15 protein-coding genes are annotated in these 15,618 nt (G+C 57.3%); 1 reads left to right on the plus strand and 14 read right to left on the minus strand.

Annotated features, from left to right (window positions below; translation table 11 throughout):
* Positions 1-60: 60 nt before the first annotated feature.
* From HNI00_RS16580 to HNI00_RS16620, 9 genes are all read right to left on the minus strand, one after another.
* Positions 61-1,326, minus strand: a complete 1,266-nt coding sequence (locus HNI00_RS16580; protein ID WP_316787658.1) for a metallophosphoesterase family protein — start codon at positions 1,324-1,326, stop codon at positions 61-63.
* A gap of 14 nt (positions 1,327-1,340) precedes the next feature.
* Positions 1,341-2,336 (minus strand): phosphate ABC transporter substrate-binding protein, encoded by a 996-nt coding sequence (locus tag HNI00_RS16585; RefSeq protein WP_316787659.1) that lies wholly within the window; start codon positions 2,334-2,336, stop codon positions 1,341-1,343.
* 291 nt (positions 2,337-2,627) lie between these two features.
* Positions 2,628-2,891: a DUF6439 family protein gene (locus tag HNI00_RS16590; protein ID WP_420156378.1), complete on the minus strand. Its 264-nt coding sequence runs from the start codon at positions 2,889-2,891 to the stop codon at positions 2,628-2,630.
* A gap of 183 nt (positions 2,892-3,074) precedes the next feature.
* Positions 3,075-3,551 carry a 2-oxo-4-hydroxy-4-carboxy-5-ureidoimidazoline decarboxylase gene (gene uraD / locus HNI00_RS16595; protein WP_316787661.1) on the minus strand — a complete coding sequence of 159 codons (477 nt, stop codon included), beginning with the start codon at positions 3,549-3,551 and terminating at the stop codon, positions 3,075-3,077.
* Between the two features lie 239 nt (positions 3,552-3,790).
* Positions 3,791-4,756 (minus strand): GNAT family N-acetyltransferase, encoded by a 966-nt coding sequence (locus HNI00_RS16600; RefSeq protein WP_316787662.1) that lies wholly within the window; start codon positions 4,754-4,756, stop codon positions 3,791-3,793.
* 318 nt (positions 4,757-5,074) lie between these two features.
* On the minus strand, positions 5,075-5,200 hold the full coding sequence (locus tag HNI00_RS16605; RefSeq protein WP_316787663.1) for a hypothetical protein: 126 nt from the start codon (positions 5,198-5,200) through the stop codon (positions 5,075-5,077).
* 581 nt (positions 5,201-5,781) lie between these two features.
* Positions 5,782-5,931: a hypothetical protein gene (locus tag HNI00_RS16610; protein WP_172357706.1), complete on the minus strand. Its 150-nt coding sequence runs from the start codon at positions 5,929-5,931 to the stop codon at positions 5,782-5,784.
* A 502-nt stretch (positions 5,932-6,433) separates the two neighbouring features.
* The gene (locus tag HNI00_RS16615; protein WP_316787664.1) at positions 6,434-6,979 is read right to left on the minus strand and encodes a hypothetical protein; all 546 of its coding nucleotides are present in this window, start codon (positions 6,977-6,979) and stop codon (positions 6,434-6,436) included.
* A gap of 177 nt (positions 6,980-7,156) precedes the next feature.
* Complete coding sequence (locus HNI00_RS16620; protein ID WP_316787665.1) at positions 7,157-8,020, minus strand: hypothetical protein; 864 nt, start codon at positions 8,018-8,020, stop codon at positions 7,157-7,159.
* 271 nt (positions 8,021-8,291) lie between these two features.
* Between HNI00_RS16620 and eat the strand changes: the two genes are divergently transcribed.
* Positions 8,292-9,830, plus strand: a complete 1,539-nt coding sequence (gene eat / locus HNI00_RS16625) for an ethanolamine permease (RefSeq protein WP_316787666.1) — start codon at positions 8,292-8,294, stop codon at positions 9,828-9,830.
* 108 nt (positions 9,831-9,938) lie between these two features.
* Here eat and HNI00_RS16630 read toward each other — a convergent pair whose 3' ends face one another.
* The 5 genes from HNI00_RS16630 to HNI00_RS16650 form a co-directional block, all read right to left on the minus strand.
* Positions 9,939-11,237: an adenylate/guanylate cyclase domain-containing protein gene (locus tag HNI00_RS16630; RefSeq protein ID WP_316787667.1), complete on the minus strand. Its 1,299-nt coding sequence runs from the start codon at positions 11,235-11,237 to the stop codon at positions 9,939-9,941.
* A gap of 204 nt (positions 11,238-11,441) precedes the next feature.
* On the minus strand, positions 11,442-11,984 hold the full coding sequence (locus HNI00_RS16635; RefSeq protein ID WP_172357698.1) for a cofactor assembly of complex C subunit B: 543 nt from the start codon (positions 11,982-11,984) through the stop codon (positions 11,442-11,444).
* A 348-nt stretch (positions 11,985-12,332) separates the two neighbouring features.
* Complete coding sequence (locus HNI00_RS16640; protein ID WP_068514009.1) at positions 12,333-12,707, minus strand: PadR family transcriptional regulator; 375 nt, start codon at positions 12,705-12,707, stop codon at positions 12,333-12,335.
* A gap of 607 nt (positions 12,708-13,314) precedes the next feature.
* A complete protein-coding gene (locus HNI00_RS16645; RefSeq protein ID WP_420156379.1) occupies positions 13,315-13,950 on the minus strand; it encodes a response regulator in 636 nt (211 codons plus the stop codon).
* Positions 13,951-14,162: 212 nt separating this feature from the next.
* Positions 14,163-15,617, minus strand: a complete 1,455-nt coding sequence (locus tag HNI00_RS16650) for a di-heme oxidoreductase family protein (protein ID WP_316787669.1) — start codon at positions 15,615-15,617, stop codon at positions 14,163-14,165.
* Position 15,618 lies beyond the last annotated feature (1 nt).

Genomic DNA, 15,618 nt, shown 5'->3' on the forward strand with positions numbered 1-15,618 from the left:
TTCAGAAATTGGCGGCAGACTTCGTTACCTAGCGCAAAGTCCTTGCCCCACGCGGGATTGCTACGCTGCACAGGCTTGCTCGCCCAGTCGATTGATGCAGAGCGCTTTTTCGGCGGCCGTTAGCTCCTGCCATTTCACGTCGCGCCGCAGCAATAGCCCATTATGACCCACCAAAAAGCGAGGCAGGCTTTCCGGTTTTAAGACCTGAAAGGCCTCCATGTCGTAGGTGGTGTAGGTCGTCTTTTCGGCGTTGTTAAAGTTGATGTCCACAACCGTCAGGGTTTTGCGGGGCGGCAGGTTGTGGTCGATGTATACGCGGCCGCCTGACCCCAACAAACCGGAGTAGAGCAGTTGCAGCTTGCCTCGGTGGGCAGGATAGTAGGCGTGGTGGTGGCCGCTGATGTAGGTGTGGACGTTGTATTTCTCTAGGAGCGATCGCAGTTGGTCGGCGTTATCCAGCACTTCGCCGGGTTTGTCGCGTCCCTGAGCGATGCCATACAGCGGCAGATGTCCCAATACAATTCTTAACTGGGCAGACTGAGCCGCTTCGCTGGAGAGTGCCTGCTCGGCCCATTGCAGGGTTTCGGGCAGAATTTTGCTGCCAGAGCCGTCCCACACCAGGAAAAACACGTCGCCCTTCTCGCTACTAGTGGTAAAGCTGTAGGAGAAGGGATAGTCAGCGCGATCGCCAAATTTTAAGCCCGGACTGTGGGCCGGGTTTTTCCAATACTTCGCTGCTGCATCGCGCTCCCGCTGAAACCGAAACCCGCCCGCACCCTGCGCGTTCGACGCATCATGGTTGCCCAGGGTGAAGCCGAAGGGAACGCCAAACCGCCGCAGCGGAGCCGCCACATGTTGATCAAACGCTTGCCACATGGCAGGAAAGGCTTCGTCGGGCAGGGTCGCCTTTTGCCCGGCGATCATGTCGCCGCCGCACAGCACCAAATCGGGCTGCCAGAAGGGAACGAGGGCGATCGCCCGATCCACTTCCTTGGAGTAATGCGTCGAGCCGTAGGCCTCGTTCAAATCGCTGATCACCACCAACCGCACGTCGCCCCTCGGCGGGTTGGGCAAATCCGGCAGCCCGTCCAGCACCGCCTGAGTTTCTACAGGCAGATCCGGCGGGTCGGATGGCACGGTCGAGCGTGCAGGCGGCGAAACCCGCAGCGCACTGGGAACTTGCGTCGTCGGGGACTGCGTGGCCTGGGGCGACCTGGGCTGACAGGCATACAGCCCCAGCGCCACCCCCAATCCCAACAGAGCCAATAGCCCCCAGCGGAGGGGCAGGGTTCTCCAGCTTGCGCCGCGCCAAAATCTCATGTTCATCTCGTAGTTGGAGATTATTGCAATGGGATAAAGCCGCTCTGCTGCACGATTTGCTGCCCCGAAGACGACAGCGCCATGTCGATAAACTGCTTCACTGCGGGGCTGGTTTGCCGCCGAGCGACCAGAAAGACAATCCGACTGATGGGATAGGTGCCGTTTTTCACGGCGGCGATGTCTGTCGGCTGCACGCCGTCAATCGGCACAATTCGCACCGTTTGCTGATTCACCACCTGCTGCACAGTGCTATAGCCAATGCCGTTATTGCCCAGCGCCCGCAGCATTGGCGTGGTTTCGTCGCGAGGCAGCGTGGTGAAATTGGGCCCCTCTGGCGCAAAGTCGCCGCCCAGCAGCACCACGTCCTTAAAGAAGCTCTGGGTGCCGCTGTCGTTGGCGCGGTTGATTACTTTAATCGGCGCATTGGGGCCGCCCACTTCCGACCAGTTGGTAATCTGCCCCTGATAAATCCGCTTTAGCTGATCCAAAGTCAGCCCGCCGGTGTAGGGGTTGTCTCTGCCCACCACCACCGCCAGCGCATCACGGGCGATCGGCACCCCCACCAGCCCTGACTGGGCTTCCGCCGCGTTCAACGGGCGAGAGCTGGCCGCCAGGACAACGGTGCCATTGGCGAGATTCTGAATTCCCGCATTCGTTCCGTTGGGGCGGCCGTCGGGTACGCCGTAGGTCGTCGGCAAGCCCGGATTGGTCTGGGCATAGGCAAGCTGGAGCCGTTTCATCAGCGACACCATTGTCACGCTGCCGTCAATCGTTAGCACTGCCGGATCTGGGACGGAAGTATCGAGATTCGTTGCACCGCCCGCAGCAGGCGGCGGAGAAGCGGGGTTCGGTGAGGCGGGATCGGGTGCATCGGGGCTGGTGGCTATGGGCGAGTCGCCGCTGCCATTGCCGTTCAAAAACTGCCTGCCAAAGAACCAGAGTCCGCCGCCGATTAGCCCAACGGTGACCATCAGGGCGACGAGAAGAGCAGCAATATCGTTTTTCCCTTGAGACATAGATTGCGGGGATCAGGGATGAGGGGGGAATTTGCGGTTAAGACTGGGAGAAGAATGCCGAGCTTTCTAGATGCTTAGAGTCCAGGTTATGGAATCTAGAAATGGCGATTCGCGAAGCGATCCCTAAGGGAATCGCCTCTAGTCTACTCAACGAATTCCACAACTGAACACGTCAATAGACTACAGCGACACGGTACAGCAGCAGATCACAGCGACAGACTACAGCTACCGACAATCCCCTGCACCCCAATTCTGGAATGCTCCGCGTCCCTAGATCTCCCCCGCCCTCCTCTACCGCCCATGCGTCGGACAAGGCGGAGCCGAGATCGACCGATCTAGCCAGCCCGCCGCCTGCTGCAACCTCGCCAGCGCTTCTTCCGGCTGATCCTTCAGCAGATATACCAGCGCGGTAGAAGCCTGCTCCAGGGCGCGGGCCTTACGGTTTGCCTTGAGGCGATGCCAGTCATTGGGGGCGATCGCCATTCGCTGCAAAAGCGCCTGCGCCAGTTCCAGATCGCTAAACTGAGCTAGGTCGCGGGTTGCAGGAGAGCGCATCGGTTCATTAATCAGCGGCTCGCCTGGGTGCAGCGGCTCTGGAGGGGTCTTTGTAGCGGTCTCAGTCTTCCCAGAATCAGACATCGCAAGTTTCCTAAACGCTTATCTTCAGCCTAACCGCTTTGCGACCGCGAGACAGCGCAACTGGAACTGATCAGCGTTGCCGAAACGCCAAAACCCAGTTCACGCTTCTGCACCAACCGTCGCATCGAGGCGAAAGCGGGCGATTTTGAACACTTCCTGGAGGGCAGTTTGCAGTTCGGCTGCGCGGGAGTTTTGCAGCCGTTCCTCAAAGGCAGCGAGAATGCTGGCTTTGGTGTGCGATCGCACGGCAATGATAAACGGAAAGCCAAACTGCTCAGTGTAGGCTCGATTGAGCCGGTGAAAGCGGCTGTATTCCTCCGGCGAGAGGCGGTCTAGCCCTGCGCTTGCCTGCTCCTGTACCGAGGCTTCGGCCATGGCGGCGCGGCTGCCCAGATCGGGATGCGCCCGCAACAGCGCCAGTTGCGCCTCGGTGCTGTCTGCCTGCACGACTTCGACCATTGCCCGATGCAGGTCGTCTACGGTGTCAAAGGGGCGCTGATGCCACGCTTTGGCGGCGATCGCCGGAGTATTTTCAAAAATTGCCCCCAGTGCGGCTACAAACGCCTCCTGGGACATTGCGTTTAGCTCAGATAAAGACAGCATTCGGAGCGATAAAGTTCGGAGCAGTGTGATGGTAGCACTGTTTGGCAGCGGTGGAGGGAGGAAGAGGGAAGAGAGAAGAGGGAAGAGGGAAGAGGGAAGAGGGAAGAGGGAAGAACGAAGAGCGAAGAACGAAGAACGAAGAGGTTCCGGTTTTCGTTCTTCGTTTTTCATTTTTCGTTTTTTCTTTCTCCGTTTCTCGCCTCCTCACTCCGTCACCCCATCACCTTCGCGTAGCTTAACCATGCAAACTGGGGCGCAAACCCGACTGAGTGGTAGAGGTCGTAGGCAGCGTTGGGGTTTTGGGTGTCTACGCCCAGCAGTGCTGTGTCCATGCCTTCGGCTTTGAGCCGATGCAGACCAGCAAGCAAGAGCGATCGCCCCAGGCCCCTTCGCCGAAAGCCACGACGAGTTCCCAGCGAGCTAATCCAGCCTTCGCAACGGCCAAAGTGGGCGTTGGTGGGGATGCTGATGTAGCACCTGCAAAAGCCAGCCAGCGTGCCATCAGGCGACACGGCGATCAGATCCAGATCGGGTCGATAGTCCGCCTCGCCCAGCCGATGTTCATGCTGCTCCACCGTCAGCGGGTGAAACCCCCAGTGGTCGATAAAGGTCTGGTTGTATAGATCCACCCAGTCTTGGGCAGGCACGCGGCGGGTATTGTCGATGATCTGAAACCCGGCGGGCAGTTGCGCGGGGGGAATGGGGTCGAGGAGCGATCGCGCTTCGGTGAGAAAGCGACGCTCGTATTCAAAGCCGCTGCGTTCAACCCAAGAAAGGCGATCGCCCTCCGTATCGCGGCTGTGAACATAGAGCTTGGAGGGCAGATAGCGGGCCTGGCCGATTTGCAGCAGGCGGCTTTCGCCCCAGCGCAGCATTTCGGGTTCCAGTCGGCTGTGCCAGTCGGGATGCACCCGCAGCGACAAATGACGCTCTAGAAAGCCGTCAATGGGTTCCTTCGCGCCCCAAAGCGAAGCCACACCCACCAACTGACCCGTTGCGTCTTCCCACAGGCGGCGATCGCCCACTGGATCAAAGCTGGGATGGGTGGCATCGTGGGCCAGCTCCTCGGCGGTAAAGAAATACTCGCGATAGGTGGCGGCTTCGCAAAGATTAAGGAAATCCGCTAAGCGCTGATAGTCGGCCTGGCTGCTGACCGAGCGATCCGTCAAAGTCATCATGTCAAAAACTCCGGGTGATGGTAGACAAAACGCCATCCATCCAGCAGGCTTTTTTCACAGGACTGACGCACTTGCGATCAGTTTTCTGGATTTTGGACGATTTCTCGTGGACTGCGCCCACAAGAAATCGTCCAACTGCGCCCGTTCTAGTTCAGCCAAAAGGTGGGCATTAGGGATGCCTGAGAGCCTGATCAACGCACGCATCTGGTACGTCAGGCATCACGCTAAAATGCAGGCTCTAGAACAGTCTTCGCTGCTGATAGTGAATGGCTCTGGGCCGGTTAACTAGCTCTCTGGTTTGAATGTGTTGCTGATGCTCTAGCGAATCGGGTGCTGCGTCAGGTTGAACAGGGGCAGCGGGCGATCGCTCTGGTAGAGCCTTGTCTGGGGGCGGCGCAGCGACATCGGGCATCGCCGCCGAAATGGGTAAAGGTTGAGAGTCAAGAAACATCGGTTGCACCTCCGGTTTTTAGAAATTCTGTGGAAATGGCGTGAAGTCGTGAGAAAACCGCGCAGTGCAACTCAAGGGTTCACCGCGCTCTTTTAGCCTGTAAAATTCATGGGTGTTTCAATACTACTTAAACTACAATATGCTACAAGACTGGGCAGGCCTATCCCCCGATCGGGTAGGATCGGATTTTGGATTTTGGATTGGTGATTCTGGATTGGTGAGTTTGGATTGCGAATCAAGTGCCTAAAGGGTTTCCGGCAGTTTCATTCGTCGCGCTGCTGAGGAGAATGGATCAAGCGACATCCGCCAAGCGGGTATCCCGTCCCTGTCGTAACCCAATCCACGCCCTTTCAGACCAAAATCGGGTTCCGAGAGCGTCGCATCTACGACCCTACCCAGAACCCGATTGAGACGGTGTATTCAAGCTGGTTAATTCGGACTTACAGATTCAGAAAATCTAGATTCAGAAAGTCTAGACTCAGGAAATCTATCGGTCTTGCTCACCCAAAAATTGATTCCAATGATTCCAACGAATTGATGCCAACGAGTTGATTCCAGCGAATGGCTCGATGAATCAAGCAGAACCCCGTCGCTTTAGGGAGGCAATCATCTGCTGCTTGACAGCACCCGCCCACTCGTCAAAGTTAAACTCTTCAGCCGGAGGGGTTGCAGGCACTTTTGGAGACAGCGGTTGCTTAGTGTCTTTGAGGTTTTGGCGGGCCATAAGGATCTCTCCAGCGGTAGCGATGTTAAATGAAATTACCAAAGCGGAAAGTTCTATACCTGTATCCGCAGGACGATCTGTAGCTATAGATACAGAACTTTTCTTCGATCATAACCCTATGCTGCCCAGCGGGTCACTGCTTCTAGCTTCTCAAATCTTCAAATACCCCAAATTCCCCCGACCGGGTGACTCCACGCCCCACGGTAGCTAAACTTTGGCTGAACTTTCTTCGGCAGCTTGGCGGAGGGCGATCGCCCTGATTCCCCGCCAGCCAGCCCAGTCCAGGATCTCAGGCACCCATTAACCTGCTGCCCTTCAGCTTTCTCTAGAACCAACCTAAGAGGATGTTTGAAAAGTCCTACTGTTTGTAGCAAAGCGTGCAAGATCCCCCTAAATCCCCCTTAAAAAGGGGGACTTTAAGGCGGTTTCCCCCCTTTTTAAGGGGGGCTAGGGGGGATCTCTGAGTGGTTAACATTACAGGCGATACCTTTTCAAACACCCTCTAAAACCGATTGAGAAAATGCCGCATCCGCACCTTGCTAGAGACATAGGGCGGAAACTGGTAATGCTCTGCTAGCAGCCAGGCCACCATCAGCAGGTGGGCGGTAAACGTAATGCTGACCCAGACCACCGGAAACCATGCCCAGGGGCTACCGGGCAGCGGCGGAAAGGTATAAGACGACAGCCAGACGATGCCTGTGGGCAGCACCACCAGCACCACCGCCACCAGCCAGATAAAGGCCGTGAGGTTAGGGTCCGTTTGATAAGCAGATTGCCAGTTCCAGCCCGTCCAGCGCCAGGTCATGGGCTGTACGCTGTCTGCCACCTGCACCGACTGATCTGCCAGATTTGCCGTAAAAATATGCCGACAAAAGTTGCAGGCGAAGGCATCCATCAGCGCTAGCCCAGTGATTTCGCCATGCCGACAGACAGGACAGGTGTAGCGATCGCCAAAATCGAGCGGTCGAGTCCGTGGGCCAGCCTTCTGGGAACTCATGGGCGATCGCTTGGAATGCCCGCTATCCGGCGAATTTAGACCTGGCATCATGGGCGACACTCCGGGCGGCAGGTACAGGGTTGAAGGCTTGAACGTGATGCTCGAACGTGATGCTTGAATGCTGAATGCTTGAACGCTAAGCGTCGGAACCTGAACGCCTTTGATGACTGGCGCTTGTGATGACTGGATACCTTCTGGATACTTTTTTCTGGATACTTTCTGGATACTTTAACGATAGCTCAGCAGCGCCGTGCGATCGCCCACCGTGCGGACAATCTCTTGTCCATTGTGTTCCAAAATCACGCGGGGTTCTTGGCCATTCATTTCTACCCGCTTAATTAGCACTGTGCCACCCGCGAGGCGATCGCCCACCGACGCATAGCGGCTCCCTTCTCCCGGCACTTCGACGATAATGCTGTAGCGACCGCCCATTTCCATCGCGCCACTGATCTGGATGCTCTGGGGAATGCTGACGGGGGGCGCAGCGGGCACAGGCAAAACGGCAGGTGGGGCAGCAGCAACGGCGATCGCGGGCGGTACGGCGGGCACAGGCACCAGCGCAGGCAGTTCAGGGAGGACTTGGGGCTGGGGTAGCTCCGCCACAATCGGGCGATCCTCCGGCGGCACAGGCGGAATGGCGGGCTGCCGAATCACCACGGGCGTTTCGCCCAGCGACGCAAACGGGTCGCTACGACCCGCGCTGACCTGGGGTAGGCGGCTGGGCACAGTGGTCGAGGAAATCAGCCCGGTGGCCAGTTCTCCCGGCGGTAGGGGCTTGGTGGCAGCGGCGCTGGGGGCAACGGGCACAGTGGGCGAGGCAAACATTTCAGATGGGGTTGCCGTGGGTGTTGTGTCTGCGGAACCCTCGGCGATGGGCGATTCGGCAACAAGGTCTGCTGCGGGGTCTGGGTTGGCTGCCTCAGGCGCAGAGCCTCTGCCGCAGCTTGCCATCAGCAGTCCTACACTGCCTGCGATCGCCCAGGCAACGCGCCCTAGTCGAAATCCATGCTGAACTGTGCCTTGAACCGTGCCTCGAACTATGCTGTGCAGAGAACCCCTGTCTGAAGAAACGTTGTTCGCCGAATTGCTCATTGCCGAATCACTCCTCACCATTGCCCTGCCTGCTTGCAAATTCACAACTCCAAAGCATAGCGCCGATTTCTCTGGGGCGATCGCCCAAATTATAAAGAATTCCAGCGCTGAAGAATTCCAGGAAACTCTTTTGCTGCAAGAGTGCCGCTGCACCGACCTTGTCTTTTTGGAATGCGGCGCAAGTCGGAATGCGGCGCAAGATTGCTGCGAACTCGCGCCATCCCCGCTTGTGTGGTATTAAATCGCTGTGGACACGTTTTGTGAGGCAGGGATGGCAGGTCAAATTCCAACCGATCGAAATCCAGGACATCCCGCAGACGAGGGAGCGCTGGAGGCTTGGGTGAGCTATGAACCCGTCGAGGCGGCCTATTTTCAGAAGCGACAGCTCCGCCGCAGCGTGGGCTGGGGGCTGCTGTGGGCGCTGGGGGTGGGCGCGGTCATTTCGGGCAATTTTTCAGGATGGAATTTTGGGCTGGCGGCTGGCGGCTTTGGCGGCATGGCGATCGCCACCCTGCTCACGGCAGTTCTCTACATTTGCCTGGTCTACACGATTGCGGAACTGTCTGCGGCATTGCCCCACGCGGGCGGCTTCTACTCCTTTGTGCGCCATGCCTTTGGGCCGCTGGGCGGCTTTTTGTCGGGCATCACCGATTTGATCGAGTACCTGATTACGCCAGCGCTGATTGCGTTTTTCATCGGCGCGTATTTGAACAGCCTGTTTCCCGCCGTGCCGCCGCCCATCTGGTGGCTGCTGTTCTACGCCATATTTGTCGGCATCAATATTCTGGGCGTTGAACCCAGCCTGAAGGTGGGGCTGGTGTTCACGGTGATCGCCCTAGCCGTGCTGGTAGATTTCTACCTGGGGGCAGTGCTGAGCGGCAAGTTCCAGCCGGGGCTGCTGCTGAATATTGCCCCTACTGAGGGAAATCCCGCCTGGTTGCCCAACGGGGTCGGCGGCATTTTTGGCGCAATTCCCTACGCCATCTGGTTCTTTTTGGCGATCGAGCAGTTGCCCCTGTCGGCGGAGGAAGCGACCGACTCTCGCCGCGACATTCCCCGCGCCTTGCTGTGGGGCATTGCGACGCTGCTGGGCTTTTCGCTGCTGACGCTGGTGCTGAATTCTGGCGTGCCCGCGACCCTGGTGACGGCGGATACCAACGAAACCTTTGTCGGCGCAGCGGCGATCGCCCGCACCACTGCCCCCCTGGCCGACGGACTGCGGGCCGTGTTTGGCGAAGGCACGGTGGCCACGCGCACGCTCACATTTCTGGCGCTGACGGGGCTAATTGCCAGTTTCCACGCCGTCATCTACGCCTACAGCCGCTCTCTGTTTGCCCTGTCGCGGGCGGGCTATCTGCCGCGCTGGATTTCCGTCACTAGCCAATATCGGACCCCGGCGATCGCCCTGCTGGTGGGGGCGGCGGTGGGGCTACTCTGCATCGGGCTGATTGAACTGGCGGGTCAGGCCATCGGCCCGGCACTATTGAATATGGTCGTCTTTGGCGCGGTGCTGTCTTACATGCTGGTGTTCGCCAGCTACCTCAAGCTCAAGCGCGATCGCCCAGAACTCTATCGTCCCTACCTCAGCCCCCTGGGGTCGGCAGGCGCGTGGGTAGGGCTGATTCTCTCTATCGTGGCGCTGGTGGCCAGCCTGGCCGATCCAAACTATCGCCCCGGGATTCGGGGAGTGCTAGTAGTAATCGCCATCCTGCTGGCTTATTTTTTCCTCTATTCGCGCCGCAGGCTGGTGTCTCGTGCCCCAGAGGAGGAAACGGCGCTGCTGCTGCGAGTGCTGCATGAATTGCGATGAGGGCGGTTTTAAATTTTGGATTGGCGATTTTGGATGACTGGGCAAACTGGGCAAGCCAGATTGAGACGATCCAGATTGAGACGATCCAGATTGAATCGTTAAGCCAGCCTAATCCGCATGGCGCAGGAGCAGGTAGGTTTTCATCTGCCCTTTGCCCTTCACGTAAATCGTGCCGCGTTCTTTGAATTCGTAGCGATCGCACAGCCGGACATACACCGCCTCCGTCACCTGGATCATGCCCGGAAGCCCCTGCGACTCCATGCGGCTGGCGGTGTTCACCGTGTCGCCCCAGAGATCGTAGATAAATTTTTTCACGCCAATTACGCCCGCCACGACGGGGCCCGTGTTAATGCCAATCCGCATGTTAAACGGCGTGTTGTTTGGCGTTTTGAACTGGGCGATCGCCCGCTGCATGTCCAGCGCCATATTGGCGATCGCCTCTAGATGGTCGGCCCGCTCTACGGGCAGCCCGCCAACCACCATATAAGAATCGCCAATGGTTTTGATTTTCTCCAGCCCGTGCTGCTCTGCCAGCAGGTCAAATTTGGAAAACACCTGATTCAGCAGCCGCACCATCTCCTCTGGCGGCACGCCCGCCGACAGTTCCGTAAACCCGACAATATCGGCGAACAGCACCGTCACTTCGGGAAAATGCTCGGCGATCGTGCGCTGGTCTTGTTTTAACTGCCGCGCGACCGACTCCGGCAAAATGTTCAGCAGCAGTCGCTCTGACTTTTCTTGCTCTGCCTCCAGCGCCCGCCGCGCCCGAAACTCTGCCCGCTGCAACTGCTCATAGAGAAACACCGACAGGTTACAAATCCCGCAAAACCAGAGCAAATAGAGCCACAGCGTTGCGTCCCACCTTGACCCCGCAGCCTCATTCAGCCCCAGCAGCGAGTTCACAATCAGGTAATAGCCCAGCAAGCCGACCTGAGCCACCAAATGTAGCGGCCAGCGCACGGGCAACAGCGTCGCCTGCACCAAAAACACCAGCGTCCAGGCGAACACACCGGGAAACGCCACGCCTCGCAGCGTTGCCCAAATTTGCTCGATCAACGTAATCGACCAGGAACAGCCCAAAAAAATCAGCGCTGGATAGCGCCGCCCAATCTTGCTCCGATGGAGAATCAGGCACAGCACCAGCCCCAACAGGGATGCACCCGCCATCGCAAACCAGCTTGGGGGAACCGTGCTGCGATTGACCAAAACCAAAAGCACCCGCAGCAGAATAAACGTGAGATAAGCCAGAATCCCAATTCGCAGCGACAAACTCAGCCGTCGCCGCATAAAGCCCTGCTGCCACTCCAGATAGGCAGGATCTTCGTTGCCAAGGTCTGAGGGGAAGAGGGCTTCCCGAAATACGCTGGACAGTTGGTGGAGGCGTTGAGTCAGCGACGAAAGATTCACAGAACGCGGCTGGGGGAGAGGAGTTTCGGGGGGCGGAGACTCAACAGAAACTTAATGAGTATTGGCAGATGAGTATTGGCAGTAGGTGGGCAGCCAAATCACAGACGCTTAAATACAGACGCTTAAATCTACAGACGCTTAAATCACAGACGCTTAACTGTAAATGCTGATCCCAATTCCGTTTGGATGAGGGATTCGCTTGAGCTATTCGCTCAGTGGCATCAGCCGCAGGGCTTGCTGAAATTCAGCTAGCTCGTCACGATGCCCAGTCACCACGAGCAGCGGCCCACGAATTTCGAGATCGACCTCTGGGCCTGGCTCAGTAATTCTCAGGGATACTTGCTCAGACCGGGTGGACTTTTTCCAGTAGAATACCCCCGCCAGCGGAGCCAGCAGCACCAATCCTAAAAACAGGTTGCCGACCGTGGGAAACAGAAACGAGAGGACGAGGGACAGGCACAGCAGCCCCACAGCCGCAAGCGCCGAGAGGAAAATGGCGAGAAATGTGCTGGCGCGAACCAGCCCCTCATAGGTCACTTGGTTCTGGGCGGCATCTACGGCGGCGATGCGATAGGCCCGCTGGGTAAAGTATTGCTGGATGGCTTCGAGTAGGTCTTCCTCTGGGCGATCGCCCACCAGCCTCGCCACCTCAATCCGATCTTTGGTAGAAGCTCGAATAAAGAAAAATAAACCTATTGCGAGTAATACGGTCAGCAGCGCAGTAGACGACAAGACCGGAAGTTCCATACACCTTAGCCAGGCTCTCTCTAGGGACATTGCTGTGGGGTTAAAGCCACCCCCTTTAATGTACGAAAGATTGTGCCTCGATGGGTGATTTGGTCGCAGTTCGCAGTTAGGGTCGAGTGGCTCAGCATCAAAACAAATGCAAAAGCAGAGTAGCCGTCTGTGCAGCCACTCTGCAACCATTCTCGCAACCAGGCGGAATGCGTAAGAGATCTGAAGTAGAAATCGCAGGGGTAATGATGATTGCCTGACTAAGACATAAGCTGAACGAGATCGATCAACTTATCATCAATCAATTCATCATCAGTCAACCCATCAGACCCCTACACAGCGACGGGATGCTCTGCTGAATTAGTCGGATACGCCCACGGGAACAGTGGCGTTGTTCTGGGTGTAGCTTTCCCACAGGCGGGATAGTTCCTCAGCGCGATCGCGCCATTCCGGGGTAATTTGATACATCCGGCGAGGGCGACCCCGACCTTCTACCTTTTTCCAGTAGCCGATCACAGCGGCTCCATCTTCCAGAAACTTGAGGGCGCTGTAGAGGACTGTATCCGACAGCCGATAGGCCGGATATTCCGTCTCTAGCAGGCTAATGAGTTCCGTGCCGTAGGAGTCCTGCTTGAGCAGCACAGACAGCACATAGCACACCGCCAATTCCTTGTTTAGGTAGAACGGTGGCGGATTCTTGAAGAACTTGTAGATTTCGTCGAGTGTGGTTGTCATAAGGCTCAGCCCAATCACGCAAAACTAGGGTTGTGGACAACTCTCCTGAGAGAGCCTAAAGATACGTCGGAAGAGTGAAGTCTCGCTAAAAGAGACCAGTGGGAGTACGCTCGCCTTTGCCAATGCGCTCTAGGACCTAAAAGCACGTCGCCTGCCAAAACTACAGGCATAGACAAAGACCACAGGAGGGAAGACGGATGAGGGCGATCGCAGTTTGCCCATTGTTGTAGCCAACGTTTAAGTAGACAGCGTTTAATTCTCAGACAGTTCCAAAAAACCCGCTTTAGTGTCACAAGTTTATCGGCAATATCCACAGAGCGGCTGTACTTAAAGTGACTCAGTACAATCTCATCTGCGACCCCAATCATCGAGTAGAACAAAAACACAGTCCTCGCTTGTACACTCCTCGCTAATAAAGTGTGAAGCCGCTTTATACAGGCAGATTACGAGGTGTGCATACCGATGATTCTAGCCAGCCAGACAAAAATTGGCCCTCATTCTCTGGAGGTATTTGCTCTCAAGAGCAAGTATCTGGATATTGAATCTTAATATCATGAGGTGACATCCTACAATCGGGTGATTTCAGCAATCTTAAGTATCAAATTTGCTACACCAGGCCAGCCCTAAGGGCCACGACCGCAGCCTGCACGCGATCATCCACCGCCAGCTTGTTCATAATGCCGCGTACATGGGTTTTCACCGTGTTAGGGCTAAGGTATAGCGCAGTGGCGATTTCAGGATTGCTCCGCCCTTCGACCATCAGCTTTAGAACCTCTAGCTCTCGCTGGGAAAGCTGGCCAACGGCGATCGCATCTGCGGCACTGGTAGGCGATTTGAGATGATCCATCACCAGTCGGGCCACCAGCGGGTCGAGATAGCTGGCACCTTCTCGCGCAGCCTCAATGGCCGCCAGCAGTCGCTCGACGGTCGTTCCTTTGACGCAGTAGGCATCGGCTCCGGCTGACAGCGCCGCGATCACCTCGTTTTCGGTGGTGTGCGACGTGAGCATGACGATCCGCACGTCGGGCAGGGATTCCTTAATCTTTTGCGTCGCGGCGATGCCGTCCATACGGGGCAGCCCGATGTCCATCACCACAATGTCAGGCTTAAGTTTTAGCGCCTCCTCTACCGCAAAGTAGCCATCATCCGCTCGCCCCACGACCTGGATACCTGGCTGGTTGCTCAAAGACTGTTCCAGCCCCAGTTGCATCATGGGATCATCTTCTACGATCAAAACCCGCACCAGTGTCTGACCTGATGCCTGACCTGATGCCTGACTTGAGGCTTCACTCACGCCAACTTCCTCCCTCAATCGCCAAATTTCTTTGCCAAATTTCTTTGCCAGATTCCAAGACTAAGCCTAAACCCAGGCTGGTGACAGGCGGACATTCTCGTAAAAAGATTCCCGTAAAGAGATTCCCGTAAAGAGATTCCCGTACCAGTAGTTTAACGGCCTTAGCGCGAATTGAGGAACTTTAATAGTGCAGCGCGATCGCCCTCTGGCATAGTTCTAAATGCCTCACGAGCGGATGCTGCCTCGCCCCCGTGCCACAGGATGGCTTCTGCTAGCGTGCGGGCGCGACCATCGTGCAAATAGCCAGAATAGGGCAAAACTGTTTGCACTAGCCCAAGCCCCCACAAGGGCGGCGTGCGCCACTCCTGCCCCGTGGCCCGAAAATCGGGACGATGGTCGGCCAGCCCTTCGCCCAAATCATGCAGCAACAAATCGGTATAGGGATGGATGGTCTGGTTTGCCAGCGCCGGAACTTGGTGCGTCCCGGTGTGCAGCGTTGGCACATGGCAGCCCGCACAATTGGCTGTATTAAATAGGCGCTCTCCTTGCAGCACCTGGGGATCTGGGCGCTGCGTGGGTGCGGGAACTGCCAGCGTTTGCACGTAGACCGTATTGGCCTTCAGCGTGTGGGCATCAATTTCGTAGGAGCCGTCGGGTTCCGGAAATAGGGGATTGGTCACGCCCATATCGTTGATATAGGCAGAGGCCCCTTGCTGAAGCAGCGTGGGATTATTGGCTTTCCAGCCGAAGCGTCCCAGCACCTCAGCGTGTTGTTCCACATCCCAAACAGCATTCGGGCGACCCGAAATGCCGTCCCCATCCCCGTCGTCCGGATCGGCCAACGCCAGAATTTCTGCTTCGGGAACGGCTTCTAGCAAGCCTGTGCCAAATACGGGCGACGGGATGCGGGGCGACACGAGGATGTGCGACGGTAGGGGATCGCCACTGGGTAGCGTGATCTCAAACTGGGGCGATCGCAACGAGTAGGGCGTTCCGTCGGCATAGGTTCCGGCTTGCTCCTGCCAGCGCAGCTTGACCCGCGCTTCGGGCACGTAACCATACACTGCCTGATCCTGAATCTGCGTGCCAATGCCCGGAACAGGCGGCGCGTTGCCTAGGCTGACGGAAGCCTCCAGATGGGCGTTGGCTTGCAGCACCGGCGCAGCCTCGGTCGGGGCAGGCAGCATGGCTTCTGGCGAATCGGGCAATCCCTGGCGAGGCAGGCTGACCCGCAGCAAAAGCTGTCCGGGAATAGGCATTCCCCGCCCATCTCGAATGTGGCACCCGGCGCAGGACGTGTTGTTAAACAACGGCCCCAGTCCGCTATTGACCGGGGCGGGCGGCGTGACAAAGGCGGCCTCAAAATGGCGATCGCCCACTTGATGTAACGCCAGCCATTCGCGGCTGAGGTTGGGCGCAGGTTGCGAATAGCCCTGAGAGGTGCGGTTTTGAACCGTGGTGTCGCCTCCCGACAGCAGCAGCGGCGACTGGGCCCAGCCAGCGCCATGCAGCAGCAGCGAGGCCAGTATGCCTGCCATGACAGAAAGGAGGGCGATCGCCCCAAATCGCCCCTTGGCGCGACGCAACCCAGCAATACAAGCCATCAAACGAGCCATT

Origin of the sequence: Thermoleptolyngbya oregonensis NK1-22 (genome assembly GCF_032705245.1) — a bacterium.
GTDB classification, from domain to species: Bacteria; Cyanobacteriota; Cyanobacteriia; order Elainellales; family Elainellaceae; genus Thermoleptolyngbya; species Thermoleptolyngbya sichuanensis.

What these genes read in the sequence shown, in the direction of transcription:
- HNI00_RS16580 (WP_316787658.1), bottom strand. Translation starts at nt 1,326, where the DNA reads ATGAACATGAGATTTTGGCGCGGCGCAAGCTGGAGAACCCTGCCCCTC.
- HNI00_RS16585 (WP_316787659.1), bottom strand. Translation starts at nt 2,336, where the DNA reads ATGTCTCAAGGGAAAAACGATATTGCTGCTCTTCTCGTCGCCCTGATG.
- HNI00_RS16590 (WP_420156378.1), bottom strand. Translation starts at nt 2,891, where the DNA reads ATGCGCTCTCCTGCAACCCGCGACCTAGCTCAGTTTAGCGATCTGGAA.
- uraD (WP_316787661.1), bottom strand. Translation starts at nt 3,551, where the DNA reads ATGTCCCAGGAGGCGTTTGTAGCCGCACTGGGGGCAATTTTTGAAAAT.
- HNI00_RS16600 (WP_316787662.1), bottom strand. Translation starts at nt 4,756, where the DNA reads ATGATGACTTTGACGGATCGCTCGGTCAGCAGCCAGGCCGACTATCAG.
- HNI00_RS16610 (WP_172357706.1), bottom strand. Translation starts at nt 5,931, where the DNA reads ATGGCCCGCCAAAACCTCAAAGACACTAAGCAACCGCTGTCTCCAAAA.
- HNI00_RS16615 (WP_316787664.1), bottom strand. Translation starts at nt 6,979, where the DNA reads ATGATGCCAGGTCTAAATTCGCCGGATAGCGGGCATTCCAAGCGATCG.
- HNI00_RS16620 (WP_316787665.1), bottom strand. Translation starts at nt 8,020, where the DNA reads ATGAGCAATTCGGCGAACAACGTTTCTTCAGACAGGGGTTCTCTGCAC.
- eat (WP_316787666.1), top strand. Translation starts at nt 8,292, where the DNA reads ATGGCAGGTCAAATTCCAACCGATCGAAATCCAGGACATCCCGCAGAC.
- HNI00_RS16635 (WP_172357698.1), bottom strand. Translation starts at nt 11,984, where the DNA reads ATGGAACTTCCGGTCTTGTCGTCTACTGCGCTGCTGACCGTATTACTC.
- HNI00_RS16640 (WP_068514009.1), bottom strand. Translation starts at nt 12,707, where the DNA reads ATGACAACCACACTCGACGAAATCTACAAGTTCTTCAAGAATCCGCCA.
- HNI00_RS16650 (WP_316787669.1), bottom strand. Translation starts at nt 15,617, where the DNA reads ATGGCTCGTTTGATGGCTTGTATTGCTGGGTTGCGTCGCGCCAAGGGG.